This is a genomic window from Synechococcus sp. MIT2312 (assembly GCF_059772315.1).
Map to the genome: position 1 here is coordinate 1,865,380 of NZ_CM186281.1, position 18,971 is coordinate 1,884,350.

Consider the following 18,971-nt stretch of genomic DNA (forward strand, 5'->3'; position numbering starts at 1 on the left):
TTGCAATGTGAGGAGACCGGATTTAAGGGCTGGTTATCGTTTCTTGATCAACGTGCTGGCCAACCCATTCAGCGGTTGCGGGTGTCAGCAAGACGCCGTTGCGGTAGTGCCCTGACGCCAGCAGCAGTCCAGGTTCGAGCTCTTCCAGTAGAGGGGCAGGTCTGTCTCGTGGTCGTGCACGCAAGCCATGCCATTGGCCGACCAGTTGAGAGTCTTCCAGCCATGCCGGGGCTAGGTCGTTTAACCGTTTCATGGTCTCGATGGTTGCCGGATCCGCGTTCACGCCAGGCTCCAGCGTGGCTCCGATCCACAGGCGATCTTGTCCTTCGTGCGGAATCAGATTGATGCCGCCGCAGGTGAGCACTGCTGGCCACCCTGACCATTGCTTGGCTGGCTTATTGAGCTGTAGCTCCAGCACCTGACCGAGCACGGCATCCATGGGGCGTTGATGCCCAAGGCTCTGAAGCAGTTTGGTGCTGCCCAAAGCAGAGCAGATCACCACCAGATCCACGGCTTCGTTCCGTCCTTCAGCGGTGATGAGGCGCCATTGGCGCTGGGCTGTGCTGCCAGGACGCTGCAGTTCCACGACCTCTGTTGCTCGTCGCTCCACGTTGTGTTCAATCAGGCTCCGCCTCAGGGCCTTCAACAGCAGCAGAGGATCAACTCGTCCATCTCGTTCGGAGAGCATTGCCCCGTGACCAGCCTGGGGCCAAACCGGATCAGCCTCATCAAGCCTGTTGTTGGAGATGAACTGCAGTCCTGAATCGGGTCTTGCATCCGCAAGCTGTTGCATCCGCTGCGCTTCTTCGGCACTGCCAGCGAGTTGGATCAGCGGAGTCTCCAGCTGCAGCGGCGACGCCGGATGATTCAGTTGCTCAACCCATGCTGGCCACAGTGTCATGCTGCGTTGGCGCAGCCTCCAGGCTCTGCCGCTCGAACGGCGGAAGGCATGGCCCATCAGCACGCCCAGAGATGCGGTGCTGCCATTCAGATCACGATCAGCTGGCCTATCTGGGATCGGTGTAGCCAGTGATGGGTCTGCCAGCAAAACGCTGTGCCCTTGCTTGGCAAGTTGCCAAGCCGTGCCGGTGCCGGTGACCCCGGCACCAATGACGGCGATGGATGCGATCAGCTCAGAGCCTGCTCGGGGATGACTGCGGCGTAATTGGCGAAGTCAGCCTCAAGGTCGTCGTAAAACTTCTGAAGTTTGTCGCTGTCCTGCAGACGAGCGGCTTCATCGAGATCAGCCATGGCGTCCTTCAGGGATTTCGCCAATTTGTTGGCTTCTGCTCGGTCCTGGGGAAGCAGCCGCTGATTGATGTACAGCATTTCGCGGCCCACTTCCTGCATGGGGCCATGGATCAGGTTGCGAGTGAAGGTCCAGTCGCGTTCGTCGACGAGCTTGGCCAGTTCAGGCAGCCGGTCCCTGGCAGCCGTAAACCCTTCCACCTGGCGGCGGATCACAGCCATATCCTCTGGGCTGATGGTGGCAGGATTGGCATTGGCGCCGCCATCACAAGCTGCGAGGCCGAAACAGAGGGCGAGGCAGAGGCAAAAGGCGGCCACGCGGCGCAGGGCGCTCAGCATCGGTGTTCACAAGAGTGGTGGCGAGTGTAACCGCCACCTAAAGTCAGCTGGCCTGTTGCTTTACGAGTGTGCGCTCATGAGGGAGGACAAGGTGCCGTTGGCTTCCGTCCGCAGACCTCTGCAGCGTTTCCTCGATGAAGACAAGGTGGCAGCCCTGATGGCCTCGATTCGCCAGGAGGGTTTGCGCGAACCGATTGATCTGCTGGAGGTGGATGGGCAGCTCTGGGGATTTAACGGCTGTCACAGGGTTGCAGCCCATGAACGTCTTGGCCTGCCAACCATTCGTGCTCGGATCCGACAGGCCACATCCAGGGACTTGAACCTGCATCTTCGCTGAGACGCAGGCACGCCCCGGCGCAGAATCAACGTTGTCATCTCTCTGACATCGTTGTCTTCCGCTTCGGTCATCCTTCAGCTGATCTGTCCGGATCGTCCGGCTCTTGTGAGTGAACTCGCCGGCTGGGTGGCTGCGAACGGGGGCAATATCCGTCATGCGGATCACCACACCGATTCCGGTGCTGGTTTGTTTCTCAGCAGGATTGAGTGGGATCTGGAGGGCTTCGGTCTGCCGCGTCAGGCGATTCCATCAGCAGCGGAGTCTCTGGCAAAACGGCTCGGGGGTGAGGCTCAGCTGCACTTCTCCGACGATCATCCCCGTGTGGCGATTCTGGTGAGCAAGCAGAGTCATTGCCTGCTTGATTTGCTCTGGCGTGCCCGCAGTGGCGAACTGCCGATGCAGGTTCCCATCGTGATTGCCAATCACCCTGATCTGGAGAGCAGCTGCAAGGAGTTCGGGGTTCCTTTTGTTCATGTGCCTGTGACCCGCGAGAGCAAGGCTGAAGCTGAGCAAACCATTCTTGAGCTGCTGATCGAACATCGGGTGGACCTTGCGGTGCTGGCCAAGTACATGCAGGTGCTCAGCGGTACCTTCCTCGAACAATTTCCCAATGTGATCAATATCCATCACTCATTTCTGCCCGCCTTCAAGGGTGCACAGCCCTATCACCGTGCCTGGGAACGGGGCGTGAAACTGATCGGTGCGACCTCCCATTACGTCACTGAAGAACTCGATGACGGTCCGATCATTGAGCAGACGATCGCTCATGTGAGCCATCGCGATGAGGTACAGGACCTGATCCGCAAGGGGCGTGACACTGAGCGACTCGCTCTGGCCAGGGCGCTGCGCCTTCATCTCTGCCGACAGGTGATGGTCTATCGAGGCCGTACGGCAGTGTTCGCGTGATGGTTTGGCTGGATCAAGGTCGACCCTCCCTGGCGTCTGCGCGTGGTTGGCGCTGCTTTCAGCTCGGTCTGTTTCTGCTGCCGTCGTCAGCCCTGCTGGGAAGTCTGCTGCTGTTCACAGCACTGTTGTTTGGTTGCGCTGGTCGTGAACGGCCCTATTGGCGTGACCCCTGGAATGCTCCGCTGCTGCTGGCTTCGGGCCTGATGATTCTTGGCTGCTTTGGAGCCTATGACCAGGGACTCGCCTGGGTGGGGCTGGGAAACTGGATTCCTTTTTTCTGGGGTTTCTGGGGTTTTCAGCCTTATGTGATGAGTGGTGAGGCCCGGCGCCGCTCTGCCCTTTTGTTGGTGGCAGGCAGTGTTCCTGTGGTGGTGACCGGTCTCGGCCAGCTTTGGTGGGGATGGCAGGGACCGTGGCAACTGCTGGGTGGATTGATCGTGTGGTTCATGGCAGCAGGTGGCCGTCCCGAGGGGCGTCTTTCGGGACTGTTTGATTACGCCAACATCGCGTCCGCCTGGTTGTCCATGGTTTGGCCACTGACCCTGGCTGCTCTCGTGCAGCAGGGGCTGAACCGCTGGCGTCGTGTGGTGGTGCTGATCCTGGCCGTGTTGTTGGTGGTGGCGTTGGTGCTGACGGAATCCCGCAATGGTTGGGGTGCACTGGTGTTGGTGGTGCCGCTCGTTCTGGGTCCACCCAGCTGGCCCTGGTTGATTCCTCTGCTGGCGCTGGCGCTTCTGCCGGTCTTGCTGTCCGTGCTTCCCGGGGTGCCGTTGATGCTTCAGGATCCCGCCCGGACTCTGGTGCCTGAGAGTCTCTGGGCTCGTCTCAACGACAGTCAGTACGCCGGAGAAAGGGTCCTGGCTTCCACGCGTATCAGCCAATGGACCGTTGCGCTGCAATTGATCGCTGAACGGCCCTGGCTTGGTTGGGGAGCTGCAGCGTTCTCAGTGATCTATCCCCTGCGCACCGGCCAGTGGCATGGCCATGCTCACAATCTGCCGCTGGAGCTGGCGATTGGTCATGGTCTGCCGGTGGCAGTGCTGCTGGTGGGCTTTGTCGTAGCCCTGTTGGTGGTGAGCCTGCGCCGAGGACTGTCCGGACTGTTCGACCGGGCCTGGTGGACGGCGCTGTTTGTGCTGATGGTTCTGCATGGAACGGATCTGCCCTTTTTTGACAGCCGTCTCAACATTGCCGGCTGGATTCTGCTGGCGGGTTTGCGAGCGTCCTTTAGTCCTGAACTGTCGGCACGGCTCCAGCCAGAGAAAGGCTCTGGTGTTTGAGCAAGGTTTTCTGTCCAAGAGGGCCTTTGAGATGGTCCCAGGGCAGCACGACGGTTTCATCCCAGTTGTCATGCACCACCTGCTCCCATGGAGGGGGCAAAGGCAAATCCACCCCACCGCTTCTGGCCCCCGGCAGTTCGCCTGCTACCGCAGCCCGGTAGGCCTTCTTCCAGCCTCCGAGGCTTTCCTGCGATCCCCGAACGGCAGCGATCACCGGTGCCAGACGGCGGTCACTGCGAGAGAGCAGAGCTTGGATCACACTCCAGCCGTAACTCTCCGGCCGCAGATCAATTCCCTTCGGCTTCAGTCGTTTGGCTAGCCGTTTGAGGCGTTTGTCGGCTTCAGGTCTCACGCCCTGCCATTGGAAGGGGGTCTGAGCCTTGGGAACAAAAGTGCTCACTCCCAGGGTGAAACGCAAGCCAGGGGTGGTCTTCTTGAGCTGCAGCAGCAGATCTGCGGTTGATTCCACATCCTCCTCCTGCTCACTGGGAAGCCCAACCATTCCGTAGAGCTTGAGAGCACGCAGTCCTCCTTCTTTGGCATGGCGCGCAGCGGCACTGATCTCCTCGTTGCTCAGCTTCTTGTTCACCACCTCGCGGATGCGTTCGCTGCCGCTCTCGATGGCGATCGTGAGTGATTTGCTTCCCCTCTTGGCCAGTCCGCTGGCAAGCTCAGTCGTCACGGTGGCTGCCCGCACCGAACTCACACTCACCCGCACGTCATCAAAGCGGTCATGACCGAGCCAGCTGAGCAGGTCTGCGAACTGTGGATGCTGAGTGACTGATGCACCCAGGAGTCCCAGCCTGCGCGTTGCCACCAGACCTTTCTCGACAGCAGGGATCAGGCCGTCATCAAGAGACGGTGTGCGGAAGGGAAGCGTGAGATAACTGGCCAGACAGAAACGGCACAGTTCCGGGCAGCTGCGCACCACCTCCACCATGTGGATATCGGGCCAGGCGGATTCGGGGGTGATCACCGTTGAATGGCTGAGGCTGTTGCCACGCCAGGTTTGCTTGCTGATTGTTGCCGGCAGATCTGTCTCGATCGGGACGATGCCTTGCAAACAGCCGTCGGTTCCGTAGCGGGGGGCGTACAGCGATGGCACGTAAATCCCAGGCACCTGAGCCAGTCGCCTCAGGCGCACGGATCGTGATTCAGACCGCACCTCTTGAAGCGCGTCGATGAAGCTGGGCAGCAGTTCTTCGCCGTCGCCCAGCAGGATCACATCGAAAAAGGGAGCCAGCGGTTCGGGGTTCGCCGTCAGCACAGGACCGCCACCGAACACGATTGGATCCTGATCCGAGCGCTGTTCGCTCCAGATCGGAATCCGTTGCTGCTCCAGCAGATCCAGCAGCACCGGACCATCCAGTTCCCAGCTGAGGGAGAGTCCGAACAGATCGCACTGCCGATGCGGTGGATCGCTCTGATCGGTGAACAGGCGACGTACATCCAGATCCGACCGCATGGCGAGAGTCGCCCACACGATTTGGTAGCCGAGGCTGGTGATTCCAACCGTGTAGGTGCTGGGAAAGGCCATCACCGCGCGCAGGGCTCCGGTTTCCGGTACGGCCGGATCAAACAGCAGCGTTTCCTGGTTCAGGAGGGCATGGGCATCAGAGGATCATCTTCATCCTGAAGGATCAATGCTTCAGATGCTCCGGCCAAGGCCATCAGTGCTGTTGCCCCGCGAGGTGGAGACCTGCTCATCACCGGCTGCAGCAGACCATCCGCAGACACCTTTTATTGGTCTGAGCCACGGAATGAAGGTTGCTTCTATGGATCAGGTTTTTTGGTGTTGTTTTTAGGAGGTGTTGATGGTTTGGGAGGGTCAAATTTTCTGCGTCGAATCGATCCCTCCCAGGCGTGGTGAATGCCACCCCGTCGTTCTCTGCGGGCTTCCAGGTGATCCTCCTCCAACAGTTCCATGCCCAGCTGGCGCTCATAAATTGAGCGGTCATCAAACAGACGTGCCACAAGGAAGCTGGCCAGGCAAGCCACCAGGATCGGCTTGAGGATCAGCAGATCCTTGGTGAGCGCAAAGGCCAGGAACATGGCCGTGATCGGCGTGCGTGAACAGCTCGCCACGAAGGCACCCATCCCGGCGAACACATAGGTGCTGGGCACGTGTCCGGTGAGCGCTTCCACCCAGATGCCGCAGGCCAGACCGATGGCACCTCCCAGGGTGAGCATCGGATAAAACAGCCCGCCTGGAGCTCCCGACGCAGCAGCCAGACCTGTGCTGAAGAAGAGCACGATGAAGGTGCCCAGCGCCATGGGGATATCGGCCTTGCCATCTGCGATCAGGTGCTGCAACCCTTCAAGGTTGTGAAAGTCCTCAGGCAGAAAGGCGTACACGCCGCCTAGCACGCCACCACTGATCACCATGCGCAGCACCAGGTGATCGCCGAACCAGGCATTGCCCTTGCGTTGCATGGCGAGCACATAGCGGCAGTAGAGCTCCGCCAGCACCCCAACCACCACACCAAGCCCGATCAGATAGCCCAGATCGATCGGCAGGAAGTTCACCAGTGGCGTGTATTCCCGTTCAAGCTGGAATCCCTGCGTGGCATCGAGGCCTCCTCCACTGGAATTGAGGCCTGCCAAACCCAGAACGTCTGCCCAGGCATCGGCCCAGAAGGTGGTGACAATCACCAGCAGCAACACCACCGGTCTGGCGGAGTGCAGCAATTCCTCGACGGCGTAGACGAAGCCTCCGATGGGGGCACTGAACACTGCTGCGATACCGGCTCCGCCGCCGGCGGCCACGATCAAGCGGCGAAAGGCCACGGGTGCTTTCAACCAGCGCGCCATCTGCCATGCCACGGAGCCGCCCATCTGAACGGCAGGTCCTTCCGGGCCGAGAGGGAAGCCGCTGCCGATGGCCACGATCCCAGCCACCAGCTTCACCAGGCCCACCTGAAGCCCCATCGGCACCGCCCGGTGTTTCAGGAATCCCATGATGTGGGTGATGCCTGAGCCGCCAGCGGCTGGAGCCAGGTAGGCCACCATCAGCCCTGAAATCAGGCCGCCGAGGGCTCCGAGCCCAGGCAGAACAGCCCAGGCCGGCAGATCCGCCAGCAGTTCCAGTCGCCAGCCACTCAAGACTTTGATGCCGGCCTTGAACAGCACACCGGTCAGGGCAGCGCCCAGGCCGGTGAGCATCAGGGCCAGCACCACAACCCACCAGCGTCGCTCCAGCAGGCGTCGGATGCTGCGGCTGGAGCCGAGCTGGTGGCGGCGTTGTTTTAGTTCACTCAGAACGACCATGGCATGGCCAGTCGGGGATCAGGCCCCGGCCAGCATCTGGGCCTCCTCATCTGCGCTGACCACCCGACCCTGATCCTCGAAGCCACTGATCTGGTCAAAATTCAGATAGCGGTAGAGCTCGTCGGAAAGGGGATCGATCTTTGCGGAGGCGATGCTGCGGTACTCGTCCGCCGTGGGGATTCGTCCCAGCTGGGCGCAGACCGCTGCCAGTTCGGCGCTGCCCAGGTAAACCTGGGCGCCTTTTCCGAGTCGGTTGTTGAAGTTGCGGGTGCTGGTGGAGAACACGGTGGTGTCGTCCTCGACCCTGGCCTGGTTGCCCATGCACAGAGAGCATCCCGGCATCTCCATGCGTGAGCCGGCCGCTTCGAAGGTGGCGTAATACCCCTCGGCCTTGAGGGTCTCTTCATCCATGCGGGTGGGAGGGCAGACCCAGAGGCGGGCCTTGTTTTCACCGGCTCCCTCGAGCACCTTGGCCGCGGCTCGGTAATGGCCGATGTTGGTCATGCAGGAACCGATGAACACCTCCTGCACCGGAGCTCCAGCCACCTCGCTGAGCAGCTTCACGTTGTCGGGATCGTTCGGGCAGGCCAAAACGGGCTCGGTGAGTTCATCGAGGTTGATCTCCAGCACCTCGGCGTACTCGGCATCGGCATCAGCGCTGAGCAGCTGGGGATTGGACAGCCAAACCTCCATCTCCTTGATGCGGCGGGCCAGGGTGCGCGCATCGCTGTACCCACGCGCAATCATGTTCTTGAGCAGAGCCACGTTGCTGCGCAGATATTCGCCCACCGTTGCTTCGGAGAGCTTGATGGTGCAGCCTGCACAGGAACGCTCGGCGCTGGCGTCGGTGAGCTCAAAGGCCTGCTCGAGCTTCAGATCAGGGAGGCCCTCGATCTCCATGATCCGGCCATTGAACAGATTCTTTTTGTTGGCTTTCTCCACCGTCAGCAGACCGCGTTGAATGGCGACCCAGGGGATGGCGTTCACCACATCACGCAGGGTGACGCCGGGCTGCAGAGCGCCGCTGAATCGAACCAGCACCGACTCAGGCATGTCGAGGGGCATGGCGCCAATGGCCGCAGCGAAGGCCACGAGGCCAGAGCCGGCTGGGAAGGAGATGCCAAGTGGAAAGCGGGTGTGGCTGTCACCGCCGGTGCCCACCGTGTCGGGCAGCAGCATGCGGTTCAGCCAGCTGTGAATGATTCCATCGCCGGGCCGCAGTGCAACGCCGCCGCGCTGAGCGAAGAAATCGGGCAGGTCCTTCTGGGTCTGAAGATCCACAGGCTTGGGATAGGCCGCGGTGTGGCAAAAGCTCTGCATCACCAGGTCGGAGGAGAAGCCCAGACAGGCCAGCTCCTTCATTTCATCGCGGGTCATCGGCCCGGTCGTGTCCTGTGATCCGACCGTGGTCATCAGCGGCTCGCAACTGGTGCCGGGGCGCACACCTGTAAGGCCGCAGGCCTTGCCCACCATTTTCTGAGCCAGGGTGAAGCCCTTGCCGGTGTCTTGCGGAGCGCTGGGGCGGATGAACAGCTCGGAAGGCGGCAAACCAAGTTTTGCGCGCACCTTGTCGGTGAGGGCTCGACCGATCATCAGCGGGATGCGGCCACCGGCGCGCACCTCATCACTGATCGTGGCTGGCTTCAGCTCGAATCGGCTCACCACCTCACCATCCCGTTCGATCGTGCCTTCATACGGGCGAATGGTGATCACATCTCCGGTGTTCAGACCGGTGACATCACATTCGATCGGCAGCGCGCCCGAGTCTTCCGCGGTGTTGAAAAAGATGGGGGCGATTTTTCCGCCCAGAATCACTCCGCCGGCTCGCTTGTTCGGGACGTGTGGAATGTCATCGCCCGTGTGCCAGAGCACCGAGTTGATGGCGCTCTTGCGTGAGCTTCCTGTGCCGACAACATCGCCCACGTAAACAACGGGATGCTCACCTTGCTTCAGCCTGGTGATCGTCTGAAGGCCTTCAGGGTCTCGGGTCTCCAGCATCGCCAGGGCATGCATGGGAATGTCCGGGCGGGTCGTGGCATGGGTTGCTGGGGACAGATCATCGGTGTTGGTTTCACCTTCGATCTTGAAGACGGTCACGGTGATGGACTCAGCCAGCTCCGGTTTGGAGGTGAACCACTCCGCTGCTGCCCAGCTGTCCACCACCTTTTTGGCGAAACGGTTGTCTGCCGCCAGCTCCATCAGTTCGTTGAAGGCGTCGTACACCAGCAGCGTGCGGCTCAGCCCCTCAGCGGCACATCCAGCCAGCTCTTCATTGCTGTGTTTGAGCAGCTCAATCAGTGCGGCCACGTTGTAGCCCCCCACCATCGTTCCAAGCAGACGGATCGCTTCCAGCGGAGACACCAGCGGGCTGGTCGCTTCGCCCTGCGCCACAGCACAAAGCCAGGTTGCCTTTACATAGGCGGCTTCATCCACCCCCGGTGGAATGCGTTCACTCAGCAGATGCAGCAGTTCCTGCTCTTCTCCAGCAGGCGGGTCCTGCAGCAGCTCTGTGAGCGCTTTGGCCTGGCTGGCATCGAGTGGCAGCGCTGGGATCCCCTGGGCCAGGCGTTCTGCAGCGTTCTCGCGGTAGGTGCTCAGCATCTGAATCGGCGCAGGAACGGCAAAGGCACTTCATTCTCCTGCGTCACCGTTCCATGCTCACCCCATGCGCTCTGAAGCAGCTTGCGTAACGTGACCTCATTGTTTGCTCAGGGCATGACCACCACTCACGATCTGCATGTGGTGGATACCCTGCCACTGGTTTCACCGGCTTTGCTGCACGGGGATTTCCCAGCCGACGCCAGGGCCACTGAAACCGTCGCAACCGCCAGACAGCGCATCCAGGCCATTCTCCGGGGGGAGGACCACCGCTTGCTGGTGATCGTTGGCCCCTGTTCCGTGCACGACGTGGATGCGGCCCTTGACTACGCCCGCCGTCTCGCTCCCTTGAGGGCCCGTTACGGGGGGGAACTTGAGGTGGTGATGCGGGTTTATTTCGAGAAGCCTCGAACAACCGTGGGCTGGAAAGGATTGATCAATGATCCCCACCTCGATGGTTCTTACGACATCAATACCGGTCTGCGGATGGCGCGTTCTCTGCTTCTGGATCTCGCCAGGGACGGCATGCCCACTGCCACGGAATTGCTGGATCCAGTGGTGCCGCAGTACATCGCTGACCTGATCAGCTGGACTGCGATCGGTGCCCGCACCACAGAAAGTCAGACCCACAGAGAGATGGCCTCTGGTCTTTCGATGCCCGTGGGCTACAAGAACGGCACCGACGGCAGTGCCACCATCGCCATCAATGCGATGCAGTCAGCCTCCAGTCCCCATCATTTTCTCGGGATCAACTGCGAGGGAAATGCGTCCATCGTGAGCACCACCGGTAATCCCTATGGCCATCTGGTGTTGAGGGGGGGCAACAGCGGCAGTAACTACCACCTGGAGGCGGTTCAGGAGGCATGCTCGGAATTGGCTGGAGCTGGCCTTCCGGATCGTTTGATGGTCGACTGCAGTCATGCCAATTCCAACAAGGACTATCGCCGCCAGGGCGAGGTGCTCAGGGCTGTGGCTGCTCAGGTTCAGAAGGGATCAACCCATGTGATGGGTGTGATGCTGGAAAGCCACCTGGTTGAAGGCAATCAGAAAATCAGCGCTGATCGCTCCTCACTCACCTACGGACAGAGTGTCACCGATGCCTGCATCAGCATTGAAGCAACGGCCGAGTTGCTCGCTGAGCTGGCTGAATCCGTCAAGAAGGCTGGCACCCCTGCCTCAGGGATTCCTGCGTCTTGAACATTGATCAAGGTGGCGGCCGTTCAAACGGTCATCCACATCCAGCTCAGGCCCACCGCCATCGGCACAGTGAGGTTGTCGATTCCCCAGCGCCCCCATTGCTCCAGGCCAACGGCCAGTGCACAGACTGCGATCAGACGCAGGGGATACAGAGGACTCTGGCTGATCAGCACCAGCAGAATCAACACCAATGCAGTGACCAATCCCATTGTGACTGTGCCAGCAACGGATTTTCGCTGTTGCCACACGGTCCAGCTGGGAGATGACACGCCACGGCCCACAAGCCCTGCCAGTCCATCGGCAAAGGCCATCACCAGCACTCCGGCGCAGACCGCAACCGCTTGTTCGGGCCAGAACAGGAGCAGCAGCAGACTGATGGCTAATCCATACGCCACTGTTCCGTAGCTGTTGCGGTCGACATCCTCAACAGCAGGCAGAAGTTGAATGCGGTGATTGATCGCGGTGATCACGGTAACGGCGAAGGCCACTGGCACTGCAATCACTGCTGGAACTGAGAGCCACCAGGCCAGAACAACGACAGGGCCGGTGCCGATGTGCACGATCTTGCGACTGAGCTCTCTTCGTTCGGGCCATCGCTTCCGACAGGCCAGAGCTGCTGAGAGCACCAGCAGCATCCAGATGCCGATGATCAGCAGGGACGAGAGCAAAAACTCAGGCCGCCTGCTGATGGTTGGTCATCACACGCAACTTCAGGATGGCCTTGGCCTCCAGCTGTCGCACCCGTTCCCGCGACACATTGATCTGACGGCCGATTTCGGCCAGTGTCAGTGGTTCGGCTCCATCCAGTCCGAAGCGCAATTTGAGGATTTTTTGCTCACGCTCATTCAATTGAGAGAGCCATCCGCCCAGGTGTTCCTTCTGAATGCTGCGATCCATGCCCTCCATTGGCTCGGCACCATTGGGGTCTGGAATCAGTTCACCGAGCGTGCTGCGATCTTCTTCGCCACGGGCATGGGCATCCAGAGATGCGCAGGGTGCGCTCTGGGCAATGAGGTCTTCGAGATCGCGTGGTTCGATGCCCATCGCGCTCGCCAGTTCCAGTCGATTCGGCTGCCGACCGAAGCGGTGAGAGAGCTCACGCGTGATGCGGCGCATCTTGGAGAGCTTTTCGCTGATGTGAATCGGCAGACGAATGGTGCGTGCGCTGTTGTCAATCGCGCGAGTCATCCCCTGACGAATCCACCAGTAGGCATAGGTTGAAAACTTGTAGCCCATGGCCGGGTCGAACTTGTCAACGGCTCGCTCCAGGCCGATCGCTCCTTCCTGCACGAGATCGAGCAGCTCCAGGCCCTGGTTCTGATATTTCTTGGCAACGCTGACGACGAGGCGGAGGTTGGCGGCCATCATGCGATCGCGGGCACGCTTGCCCATGCGGATGCGGTGACGTTGTCTGGGAGTGCGATCCTCCTCAGCAATGTCGAGCAGCTCCTTCATGGCTTGCACATGATGAGCAAGCTCGATTTCTTCGGCTGCAGTGAGCAGTGGAACTCGTCCAATGCTGCTCAGGTAATACCCAATTGAATCAGTGGCCAAGCGCCCGCTTTGACGTGACGAGCGGCCGGAAGTTGAACGTGAACGTGCACTGCTGTCACGACGACCAGTGGTCGGCAACACAGGCTCTGATGAAGCAACTTTTTGAGTTACTCCTTCAGATTCCAGAGGGATCCCCATCACCCTGGCCTCCTGAAAATTAGATTTGCGAAAAATTTAGCACCCAGAGCAAAAAGTGAGCTGATTAAATCGAAAGTTTTTACGAATCAATGATGCAGTGTTAAGTCTCGTGGATCGAATATGAAATAAAGACAAAAAGCACAATTTCGCTGTATCGATGAACACGGGTCTTGCTTGATCAGTTTTTAGCGACCAGTCCTGTTCTCCAGGTTTCAATCAGGCCCAACTGCGAATTACGCTCTTCGCCCTGTGGATGGCGCTGACTGAAGGAACCATCGGTCTGCATATCGAACGATCCACGGTTGTCATCGAGATAGATCTGCATCAACCGTTCCAGTTGCTCCCGAAGCGCTGGTTCTTCAACGGGTGTCACGGCTTCAACGCGTCTGTCCAGATTTCTGGGCATCCAATCAGCGCTGCCGATGTAAACCTCCGGTTCGTGGTGATTGGCGAACCAGAACAGTCGTGAGTGTTCAAGAAAGCGACCGATGATGCTCACCACGCTGATGTTGTCGCTGACGCCCTCGCGACCTGGGTAGAGGCAGCACATGCCGCGGACAATCAGTTCGATCTTCACGCCTGCTTGGGAGGCTTCGTACAGCAGGGCGATGATGCCTGGATCCACCAGTGAATTCATCTTGGCTCGGATATGGCCGCCACGGTTGTTCTGAGCATGTTCGATCTCACGGCGAATCAGATGTTCCATGCCTTTACGCAGTGATACCGGTGCCACCAGCAACTTGCGGAACTCCTGCTGTTTAGAGAATCCGGTGAGGTAATTGAACAGCTCGACCAGATCCTGGCCGAGTTCGGGTCGTGCCGAAAGCAGGCCAAGATCGGTGTAAAGGCGTGATGTCTTCGAGTTGTAGTTACCGGTGCCGATGTGGACATAACTGCGGAGACGTTCCTTTTCCTTGCGCACAACCAGCACGATCTTGGTGTGGGTTTTGAGGCCCAGAACTCCATAGACAACATGCACCCCTGAGCTCTCCAGATGTTTGGCCCACTGGATGTTGTTGTCTTCATCGAAGCGGGCTTTGAGTTCCACCAGTGCCATCACCTGCTTGCCGTTTTCCGCAGCGCGAATCAATGCGGCGATGATCGGTGAATCCTTTGAGGTGCGATAGAGGGTCATCTTGATCCCCATCACCAGAGGATCGTCGGCAGCCTGGTTGATGAATTCTTCCACTGATGTGGAGAAAAGGTCATAAGGGTGGTGCAGAAGCACATCGCGGCGGCGGACCACCGAAAAAATGCTCTCAAATTCCTCTTCTTTGATTGAGCCGTCTTCGAGCATGTTGCGCTGGGCGCGACGCAGTACTGAGGGTGTCTGGCCCGAGTGGGACTCGTTCTTGAGATTCGGCAATGGGATTCCCATCAGACCGAACAGATCGTCGAGGCCCAGAGGACCGTCAACTCTGTAGAGATCGGCTTCCTCAACGGACATGCCATTCATCAGCATCTCGACAACGTCCTGTGGCATCCCCTCGGCGACCTCGAGCCGCACCACTTCGCCACCCATGCGTCGCTTGCGCAGGCCCTGCTCAATCGCGATCATCAGATCATCAGCTTCCAGGTCGCGCAGTTCCAGATCCGCATCCCTGGTGACGCGGAAGAAGTAGTGCCCTTCGATGCTCATGCCTGGGAAGAGAAGGCCGAGGTTGAAGGCCACCACCTGCTCGAGCGGAACAGCCGTATGAACAGGCTCTGATTGTTCACTTGCGAGGTCGGTTGGGATGGCGACGAATCGGGGCAGGATGGTCTGAGGCACCTTCACGCGGGCGAGCAGACGTTGACCGGTTTCCGGGTCATCGATGAGAGCCGCCACGTTCAGGCTGAGGTTGCTCACGAATGGAAAAGGATGAGCCGGATCCACTGCCAGCGGGGTCAGCACTGGAAAAATCGCTGTCTGGAAGTAGTTGTCGACCCAGAGTCGCTGACGTTCGTTGAGCTGTTCGTAATCGAGAAGATGGGCGCCATGGTTGAGCAGTTCACACCTGAGTTGACTGCGGTAATGCTCTTGCTGCCGTTTCAGTAGAGGTGTGAGATGGTTTCGTATCTCCTGAAGTTGTTCCAGAGGCGTGCGGCCGTCTTCACTGCGCTTATCAATCCCCGCTTCCAGCTGGGCCTTGAGGGAGGCCACCCTCACCATGAAAAATTCGTCGAGGTTGTTGCTGAAGATGGCGCTGAATTTGGCCTGCTCCAGCAAAGGGGTTCGTTGATCTAGGGCCTGAATCAGCACGCGCTCGTTGAAGCTGATCCAACTGAGTTCCCGGTTGATGTAGAGATCAGGATCCAAGGAACGCTCTGCCATCACAGAAGAAAAGTGGTTGCGGAGGCTGTTTCTCGCAAAGTAGCAATCATGTTGCGTCTGCAATGGCCTCTGGATGTCCCTTCAGACCTGTTTCACCTGAGGCCGATTCCGGATGCTGCCAGCCACCAGCAAGGCAACTCCGATCAACATCATGCTGCCGAACCAGAAGGGACTGGTCACTCCGATTCGGTCATAGCTGAAGCCAGCGGCGGAGGCACCTAGAAACGTGCCAAGGCTTTGTAAACCCTGCAGACCTCCCAGGGCTGATCCTTGGCCATCGCTGCCAAGACGACGAGAGACCAGGGCACGCAAGCAGGGCGTCACCAGGCCAGTGCCCAGTGCCAGCAGAGATACGGCGGAGTACACCACGGGAACTGAGTTGGTGGGAGTTGCCAATGGCACCATCAGGCATCCGGACGTCAGAAGTCCTAGGCCGGTGAGCGTTAAGCGGAGTTCACCGAAACGTTTCACCAGCGGGCCGATCAAACCTCCCTGCACCACCATGGCGATGACCCCAACCAGGGCAAAGGCGGCTCCGGCCATGCCTTCGGTCCAATTGAAACTGTTGCGCAGATACAGCACTAAAACGGTCGTGAAACCGTTGAAGGCCATAAAAAAGCCAAAGAAAGCGATCGAGAGGCGTCGCACGTCTGGCTTGGCAAACACACGCGCCAAAAGTGTGATCGGATTGAGCTCGCGTCTGCGGGGCAGTGGCTTTCGAGCTTCCATCGGATGAGTCTCCGTGAGGAGTCCCAGCACCACGATCAGGTTCATGACGGCAAAGGCCGTTGCAGCCCAGGCCGGAAGGATGCGGTTCACATCGCCAAGGACTCCACCAAGACCAGGTCCCAGGACAAACCCGAGGCCGAAGGCCACGCCAATGAGGCCAAAGGCTTTGGCCCGATTTTCGGGTGTCGTGATGTCGGCTAGTACAGCTGTGGCAGTGGCGGCAGTGCCCCCGCTTGCCCCATCGATGATTCGCGCCAGAAACAACATGGCGAGTGGTAAGCCCGCTGCTGCGGCCCCTGGCCATATCTGTTGCCATGGCAGGGTCAGGGTGGTGGCGAACAGGCCCATGCCGATGACCGAACCAAACACGCAAAGGCTGATGACGGGTTTACGTCCGAACCGGTCGCTCAGCGCGCCAATTAAAGGTGCAACGGTGAATTGAGAGAGGGCGTAGGTGCCTGAGAGAAGTCCTACGGTGCTCCCATCGCTGCTGAAGTCTTCCAGCAGGAAGGGCAGCAGTGGCAAAAAAATGCTTTCGCTGAGTCGGTCATTGAGCAGCGTCAGAAAGGCGCTGAGCAGGGTGGGAATGCGTGGTCGCTGCAAGGCAGCCGCTGGGCAGGTGAGACTCACATTCCCATAGGCATCGGCCATGGCCTTGCGTTTGATCGTTCCAGCTGACGAGATTCTTCTCCGGGAGATCTATGCCGATGCCATCGAGAGTCAGGCTCCACAGATGTATTCGGATCAGCAGGTGCAGTCGTGGGCAGCACTCGCCTGGTTGCCGGGTGTGCTGGATCAAACCCTGAAGGAGGGTTCCGGCTGGATCAGTGGCGAGGATGCCGCTTTTGCGTTGCGTTATCCGCTGGACCGTCTTGCTCTTCTGTATTGCCGGGGCCGTGCGGCACGTCAGGGCCATGGCAAAGCCCTCCTGGACAGAATCGAAGCCGATGCGAGCGCGGATGGTGTCAGATCTCTGCGCACCGAAGCCAGTCAGTTCAGTCGTCCGTTGTTCGAGCGCTATGGCTGGAGCCTCGTTGCTCCGGAAACGATCACGATCGCTGGAGTGCCCTTCGAGCGCTATCGGATGCACAAAGCACTGGGCAAGCTGCGCAGCTGATCAAGCTGATCCAATGCGCGACCCTGCTCGAGGGCTGTGGTGGCCATCGCAATGCCCGAGTCGAGATTGTCGCTCAACCCTGCGTTCCAGAGATAGGCACCTGCATTCCAGCGCAGAGCTTCGCTGAGCGGACCACGGTTGCTGAGCGCTTCGAGGGCCTGGCTCCTCCAGGTGCTTTCCGACGACCACACCACGTCTGCGTTATGGCATCCGTGATCGCGGGGATGAAGGATCAGTCGTTCAGACTGACCATTGCGGACACGGGCAGTGATGCAGGCCCGACCGATGGGAAGGTCTGTTCCTCCTTCCAGCCCTTTCACCGTGAGCAGGTCGGTTTCGCCTGCAATCCTGAGCGCTTCCCAGGCCCGGCTTTCCGTTGGAGGGTGCACAAACCCACTCACCAGGAGGTGGTCTCCCTGGTGGGCCGTCCACAGAAGCTCAAGGCTGGCCACGGGAGGCCGCTTCCCCAGCTGCTCGCGGTAATCAATCAGTGTTTCCGCGATACGGAAGTGATCAGGCTGGTGAATCAGAGCGAAGCCGTGATTGTTGAACCCTTCCTGAACAGTGCTCAGGGGTAGTCCACTCAGATTGAGGTCCAGAAGGCGGAACAGATCGAGGGCAGTGATGCCGTATTTGATCGGCATGCGGTCACCTCCCTGAAGCACGACCGGTTGACCGCATGCCACCAGTACCAGGCTGGTGAGTGGGTAGATGGGCGCAGTTCTGGTCCGACCGTCAAACGGCATGCCGAAGCAGAGCGGTCTTCTCTGATCCGCAGGGCTGTGAATAACGGGCCCCAACGATCGATAGGTGTCGAGCATTCCGGTGAGTTCCTGTGGCTCCGGCCGGCGAATGCGGTGAGCAATCAGGAAAGCGCCAATCTGTGCCGGCGTGGCCTCCTCCCTGAGCATGAGTGCCAAAGCATCGGCAGCTTCCTCTCGACTAAGGCCTTTGCTGGTGTGTTCACCGCTTCCGACTTTGCGTAGGTGCTGTTTGAAGCGTTCGCGGCCGCTGCAGACAGTGCTTGTCAAAGGCCGACACCAACGTTTCATGCAGTGTTCTGTAGAGAGGGCACTTTCAGGGGTAGCGATTGCTACCGATCGATTCACGCAAGCATCGAGAGCCCTTCGAAATGTCCATGTTGAGGGTGGCTGGGATTATGGCGGCCATCGGCGTAATAGAGCCGCTCAAGCACCAAACTTGTGGTGATGCTTGAGTTGTGATTCTGGCGGCTCAGCAGTGTTGTGAGTGTGCAAAAAAGAGTGTTCATCGACCACACGTTCGGTGAAATCAATCAAGCAGTTCTGAATTTATCGAGATGTAGTCAATGCATCCAAATTAGGTTTTTGTTTTGGTTGTCTTTGTAGCTGTTTTTTGGTGCAAGGCGCGACAGTCTCTTCTGGATTTCAGTATTTTTTATGACTGTTTCGTCCATGTCCACATCATCACTGGCGGCCCCATCGCCGACCATATTGACCGCTTCGTTGATGGCTGCCAAAAAAGCGAAAGGAATGAGTTTCGCGGATCTTGAGGTAGCGCTTGGGCTTGATGAGGTTTGGATTGCTTCTCTGTTTTACGGACAGGCCACAGCCTCTGCCGATGAGGCGGAGAAGCTGGCGTCCTTACTGTCTTTGGACCCTGCAATCACAGCTGCGATTCAGGAGTTTCCGACCAAAGGCAGCCTTGAGCCCGTGATTCCAACCGATCCCCTGATTTATCGCTTTTACGAGATTATGCAGGTGTATGGCATGCCGCTGAAGGATGTGATTCAGGAAAAGTTTGGAGATGGAATCATGAGTGCGATTGATTTCACCCTGGATGTGGATAAAATTGAAGATCCCAAGGGTGAACGTGTTCAGATTACGATGTGTGGAAAGTTCCTCCCATACAAAAAGTGGTGACCCCAGAGTTATATTTTCACTGAAGTCATGCACTAAAGATTTCAGG

Annotated in this window: 18 protein-coding genes; 6 read left to right on the top strand and 12 right to left on the bottom strand. The window is 59.0% G+C overall.

What is annotated here, in order from left to right:
- Nucleotides 1–22 precede the first annotated feature (22 nt).
- Together AC6EI9_RS10435 and psbQ are read right to left on the bottom strand one after the other, a co-directional pair.
- Nucleotides 23–1,132, bottom strand: a complete 1,110-nt coding sequence (locus AC6EI9_RS10435) for an NAD(P)/FAD-dependent oxidoreductase (RefSeq protein WP_498470028.1) — start codon at nt 1,130–1,132, stop codon at nt 23–25.
- Nucleotides 1,129–1,587 (bottom strand): photosystem II protein PsbQ, encoded by a 459-nt coding sequence (gene psbQ, locus AC6EI9_RS10440; RefSeq protein WP_498467702.1) that lies wholly within the window; start codon nt 1,585–1,587, stop codon nt 1,129–1,131. Before psbQ ends, AC6EI9_RS10435 begins: the two co-directional genes overlap by 4 nt.
- 76 nt (nt 1,588–1,663) lie before the next feature.
- Here psbQ and AC6EI9_RS10445 point away from each other — a divergent pair, with 76 nt between their 5' ends.
- The 3 genes from AC6EI9_RS10445 to AC6EI9_RS10455 are packed head-to-tail and all read left to right on the top strand — an operon-like array spanning nt 1,664 to nt 4,110.
- Nucleotides 1,664–1,924: a sulfiredoxin gene (locus AC6EI9_RS10445; protein WP_498467703.1), complete on the top strand. Its 261-nt coding sequence runs from the start codon at nt 1,664–1,666 to the stop codon at nt 1,922–1,924.
- 51 nt (nt 1,925–1,975) lie between these two features.
- Nucleotides 1,976–2,830 carry a formyltetrahydrofolate deformylase gene (purU, locus tag AC6EI9_RS10450; RefSeq protein ID WP_498467704.1) on the top strand — a complete coding sequence of 285 codons (855 nt, stop codon included), beginning with the start codon at nt 1,976–1,978 and terminating at the stop codon, nt 2,828–2,830.
- Nucleotides 2,830–4,110, top strand: a complete 1,281-nt coding sequence (locus AC6EI9_RS10455; protein WP_498467705.1) for an O-antigen ligase family protein — start codon at nt 2,830–2,832, stop codon at nt 4,108–4,110. Before purU ends, AC6EI9_RS10455 begins: the two co-directional genes overlap by 1 nt.
- Here the strand turns inward: AC6EI9_RS10455 and AC6EI9_RS10460 are convergent.
- The 3 genes from AC6EI9_RS10460 to acnB form a co-directional block, all read right to left on the bottom strand.
- A complete protein-coding gene (locus AC6EI9_RS10460) occupies nt 4,058–5,647 on the bottom strand; it encodes a B12-binding domain-containing radical SAM protein (RefSeq protein ID WP_498467706.1) in 1,590 nt (529 codons plus the stop codon). The two genes, AC6EI9_RS10455 and AC6EI9_RS10460, sit on opposite strands and share 53 nt — an antisense overlap.
- Nucleotides 5,648–5,883: 236 nt before the next feature.
- The gene (locus AC6EI9_RS10465; protein WP_498467707.1) at nt 5,884–7,377 is read right to left on the bottom strand and encodes a ClC family H(+)/Cl(-) exchange transporter; all 1,494 of its coding nucleotides are present in this window, start codon (nt 7,375–7,377) and stop codon (nt 5,884–5,886) included.
- An 18-nt stretch (nt 7,378–7,395) separates the two neighbouring features.
- Entirely contained in the window at nt 7,396–9,978 is a 2,583-nt protein-coding gene (acnB, locus tag AC6EI9_RS10470; protein WP_498467708.1) for a bifunctional aconitate hydratase 2/2-methylisocitrate dehydratase, read from the bottom strand.
- A gap of 114 nt (nt 9,979–10,092) precedes the next feature.
- Here acnB and AC6EI9_RS10475 point away from each other — a divergent pair, with 114 nt between their 5' ends.
- Complete coding sequence (locus AC6EI9_RS10475; RefSeq protein WP_498467709.1) at nt 10,093–11,172, top strand: 3-deoxy-7-phosphoheptulonate synthase; 1,080 nt, start codon at nt 10,093–10,095, stop codon at nt 11,170–11,172.
- A gap of 23 nt (nt 11,173–11,195) precedes the next feature.
- Here the strand turns inward: AC6EI9_RS10475 and AC6EI9_RS10480 are convergent, their stop codons facing one another.
- The 4 genes from AC6EI9_RS10480 to AC6EI9_RS10495 form a co-directional block, all read right to left on the bottom strand.
- Nucleotides 11,196–11,840 carry a diacylglycerol/polyprenol kinase family protein gene (locus AC6EI9_RS10480; RefSeq protein WP_498467710.1) on the bottom strand — a complete coding sequence of 215 codons (645 nt, stop codon included), beginning with the start codon at nt 11,838–11,840 and terminating at the stop codon, nt 11,196–11,198.
- A 4-nt stretch (nt 11,841–11,844) separates the two neighbouring features.
- Nucleotides 11,845–12,864, bottom strand: a complete 1,020-nt coding sequence (locus AC6EI9_RS10485; RefSeq protein WP_498467711.1) for an RpoD/SigA family RNA polymerase sigma factor — start codon at nt 12,862–12,864, stop codon at nt 11,845–11,847.
- A 178-nt stretch (nt 12,865–13,042) separates the two neighbouring features.
- On the bottom strand, nt 13,043–15,178 hold the full coding sequence (gene ppk1, locus AC6EI9_RS10490; RefSeq protein ID WP_498467712.1) for a polyphosphate kinase 1: 2,136 nt from the start codon (nt 15,176–15,178) through the stop codon (nt 13,043–13,045).
- 81 nt (nt 15,179–15,259) lie between these two features.
- Nucleotides 15,260–16,558, bottom strand: a complete 1,299-nt coding sequence (locus AC6EI9_RS10495) for an MFS transporter (protein WP_498467713.1) — start codon at nt 16,556–16,558, stop codon at nt 15,260–15,262.
- Here AC6EI9_RS10495 and AC6EI9_RS10500 point away from each other — a divergent pair.
- Complete coding sequence (locus AC6EI9_RS10500) at nt 16,557–17,024, top strand: GNAT family N-acetyltransferase (RefSeq protein WP_498467714.1); 468 nt, start codon at nt 16,557–16,559, stop codon at nt 17,022–17,024. The genes AC6EI9_RS10495 and AC6EI9_RS10500 overlap by 2 nt on opposite strands.
- On the opposite strand, the gene AC6EI9_RS10505 is transcribed toward AC6EI9_RS10500, so the two are convergent.
- The 3 genes from AC6EI9_RS10505 to AC6EI9_RS10515 form a co-directional block, all read right to left on the bottom strand.
- The gene (locus tag AC6EI9_RS10505; RefSeq protein WP_498470030.1) at nt 16,985–18,055 is read right to left on the bottom strand and encodes an anthranilate phosphoribosyltransferase family protein; all 1,071 of its coding nucleotides are present in this window, start codon (nt 18,053–18,055) and stop codon (nt 16,985–16,987) included. The genes AC6EI9_RS10500 and AC6EI9_RS10505 overlap by 40 nt on opposite strands.
- A gap of 74 nt (nt 18,056–18,129) precedes the next feature.
- Nucleotides 18,130–18,294, bottom strand: coding sequence for a cyanate hydratase (locus AC6EI9_RS10510; RefSeq protein ID WP_498467715.1), 165 nt, complete (start codon nt 18,292–18,294; stop codon nt 18,130–18,132).
- Between the two features lie 54 nt (nt 18,295–18,348).
- Entirely contained in the window at nt 18,349–18,522 is a 174-nt protein-coding gene (locus tag AC6EI9_RS10515; RefSeq protein ID WP_498470155.1) for a hypothetical protein, read from the bottom strand.
- Between AC6EI9_RS10515 and cynS the strand changes: the two genes are divergently transcribed.
- Nucleotides 18,458–18,925, top strand: a complete 468-nt coding sequence (gene cynS / locus AC6EI9_RS10520) for a cyanase (RefSeq protein WP_498467716.1) — start codon at nt 18,458–18,460, stop codon at nt 18,923–18,925. The two genes, AC6EI9_RS10515 and cynS, sit on opposite strands and share 65 nt — an antisense overlap.
- Nucleotides 18,926–18,971 lie beyond the last annotated feature (46 nt).

Excerpts from the sequence above, each read along its gene's own strand:
- psbQ (WP_498467702.1), bottom strand. The coding sequence starts at position 1,587 with ATGCTGAGCGCCCTGCGCCGCGTGGCCGCCTTTTGCCTCTGCCTCGCC.
- AC6EI9_RS10445 (WP_498467703.1), top strand. The coding sequence starts at position 1,664 with ATGAGGGAGGACAAGGTGCCGTTGGCTTCCGTCCGCAGACCTCTGCAG.
- AC6EI9_RS10455 (WP_498467705.1), top strand. The coding sequence starts at position 2,830 with ATGGTTTGGCTGGATCAAGGTCGACCCTCCCTGGCGTCTGCGCGTGGT.
- AC6EI9_RS10460 (WP_498467706.1), bottom strand. The coding sequence starts at position 5,647 with ATGGCCTTTCCCAGCACCTACACGGTTGGAATCACCAGCCTCGGCTAC.
- AC6EI9_RS10465 (WP_498467707.1), bottom strand. The coding sequence starts at position 7,377 with ATGGTCGTTCTGAGTGAACTAAAACAACGCCGCCACCAGCTCGGCTCC.
- acnB (WP_498467708.1), bottom strand. The coding sequence starts at position 9,978 with ATGCTGAGCACCTACCGCGAGAACGCTGCAGAACGCCTGGCCCAGGGG.
- AC6EI9_RS10475 (WP_498467709.1), top strand. The coding sequence starts at position 10,093 with ATGACCACCACTCACGATCTGCATGTGGTGGATACCCTGCCACTGGTT.
- AC6EI9_RS10485 (WP_498467711.1), bottom strand. The coding sequence starts at position 12,864 with ATGGGGATCCCTCTGGAATCTGAAGGAGTAACTCAAAAAGTTGCTTCA.
- ppk1 (WP_498467712.1), bottom strand. The coding sequence starts at position 15,178 with ATGGCAGAGCGTTCCTTGGATCCTGATCTCTACATCAACCGGGAACTC.
- AC6EI9_RS10500 (WP_498467714.1), top strand. The coding sequence starts at position 16,557 with ATGGCCTTGCGTTTGATCGTTCCAGCTGACGAGATTCTTCTCCGGGAG.
- AC6EI9_RS10495 (WP_498467713.1), bottom strand. The coding sequence starts at position 16,558 with ATGGCCGATGCCTATGGGAATGTGAGTCTCACCTGCCCAGCGGCTGCC.
- AC6EI9_RS10510 (WP_498467715.1), bottom strand. The coding sequence starts at position 18,294 with ATGAACACTCTTTTTTGCACACTCACAACACTGCTGAGCCGCCAGAAT.
- cynS (WP_498467716.1), top strand. The coding sequence starts at position 18,458 with ATGTCCACATCATCACTGGCGGCCCCATCGCCGACCATATTGACCGCT.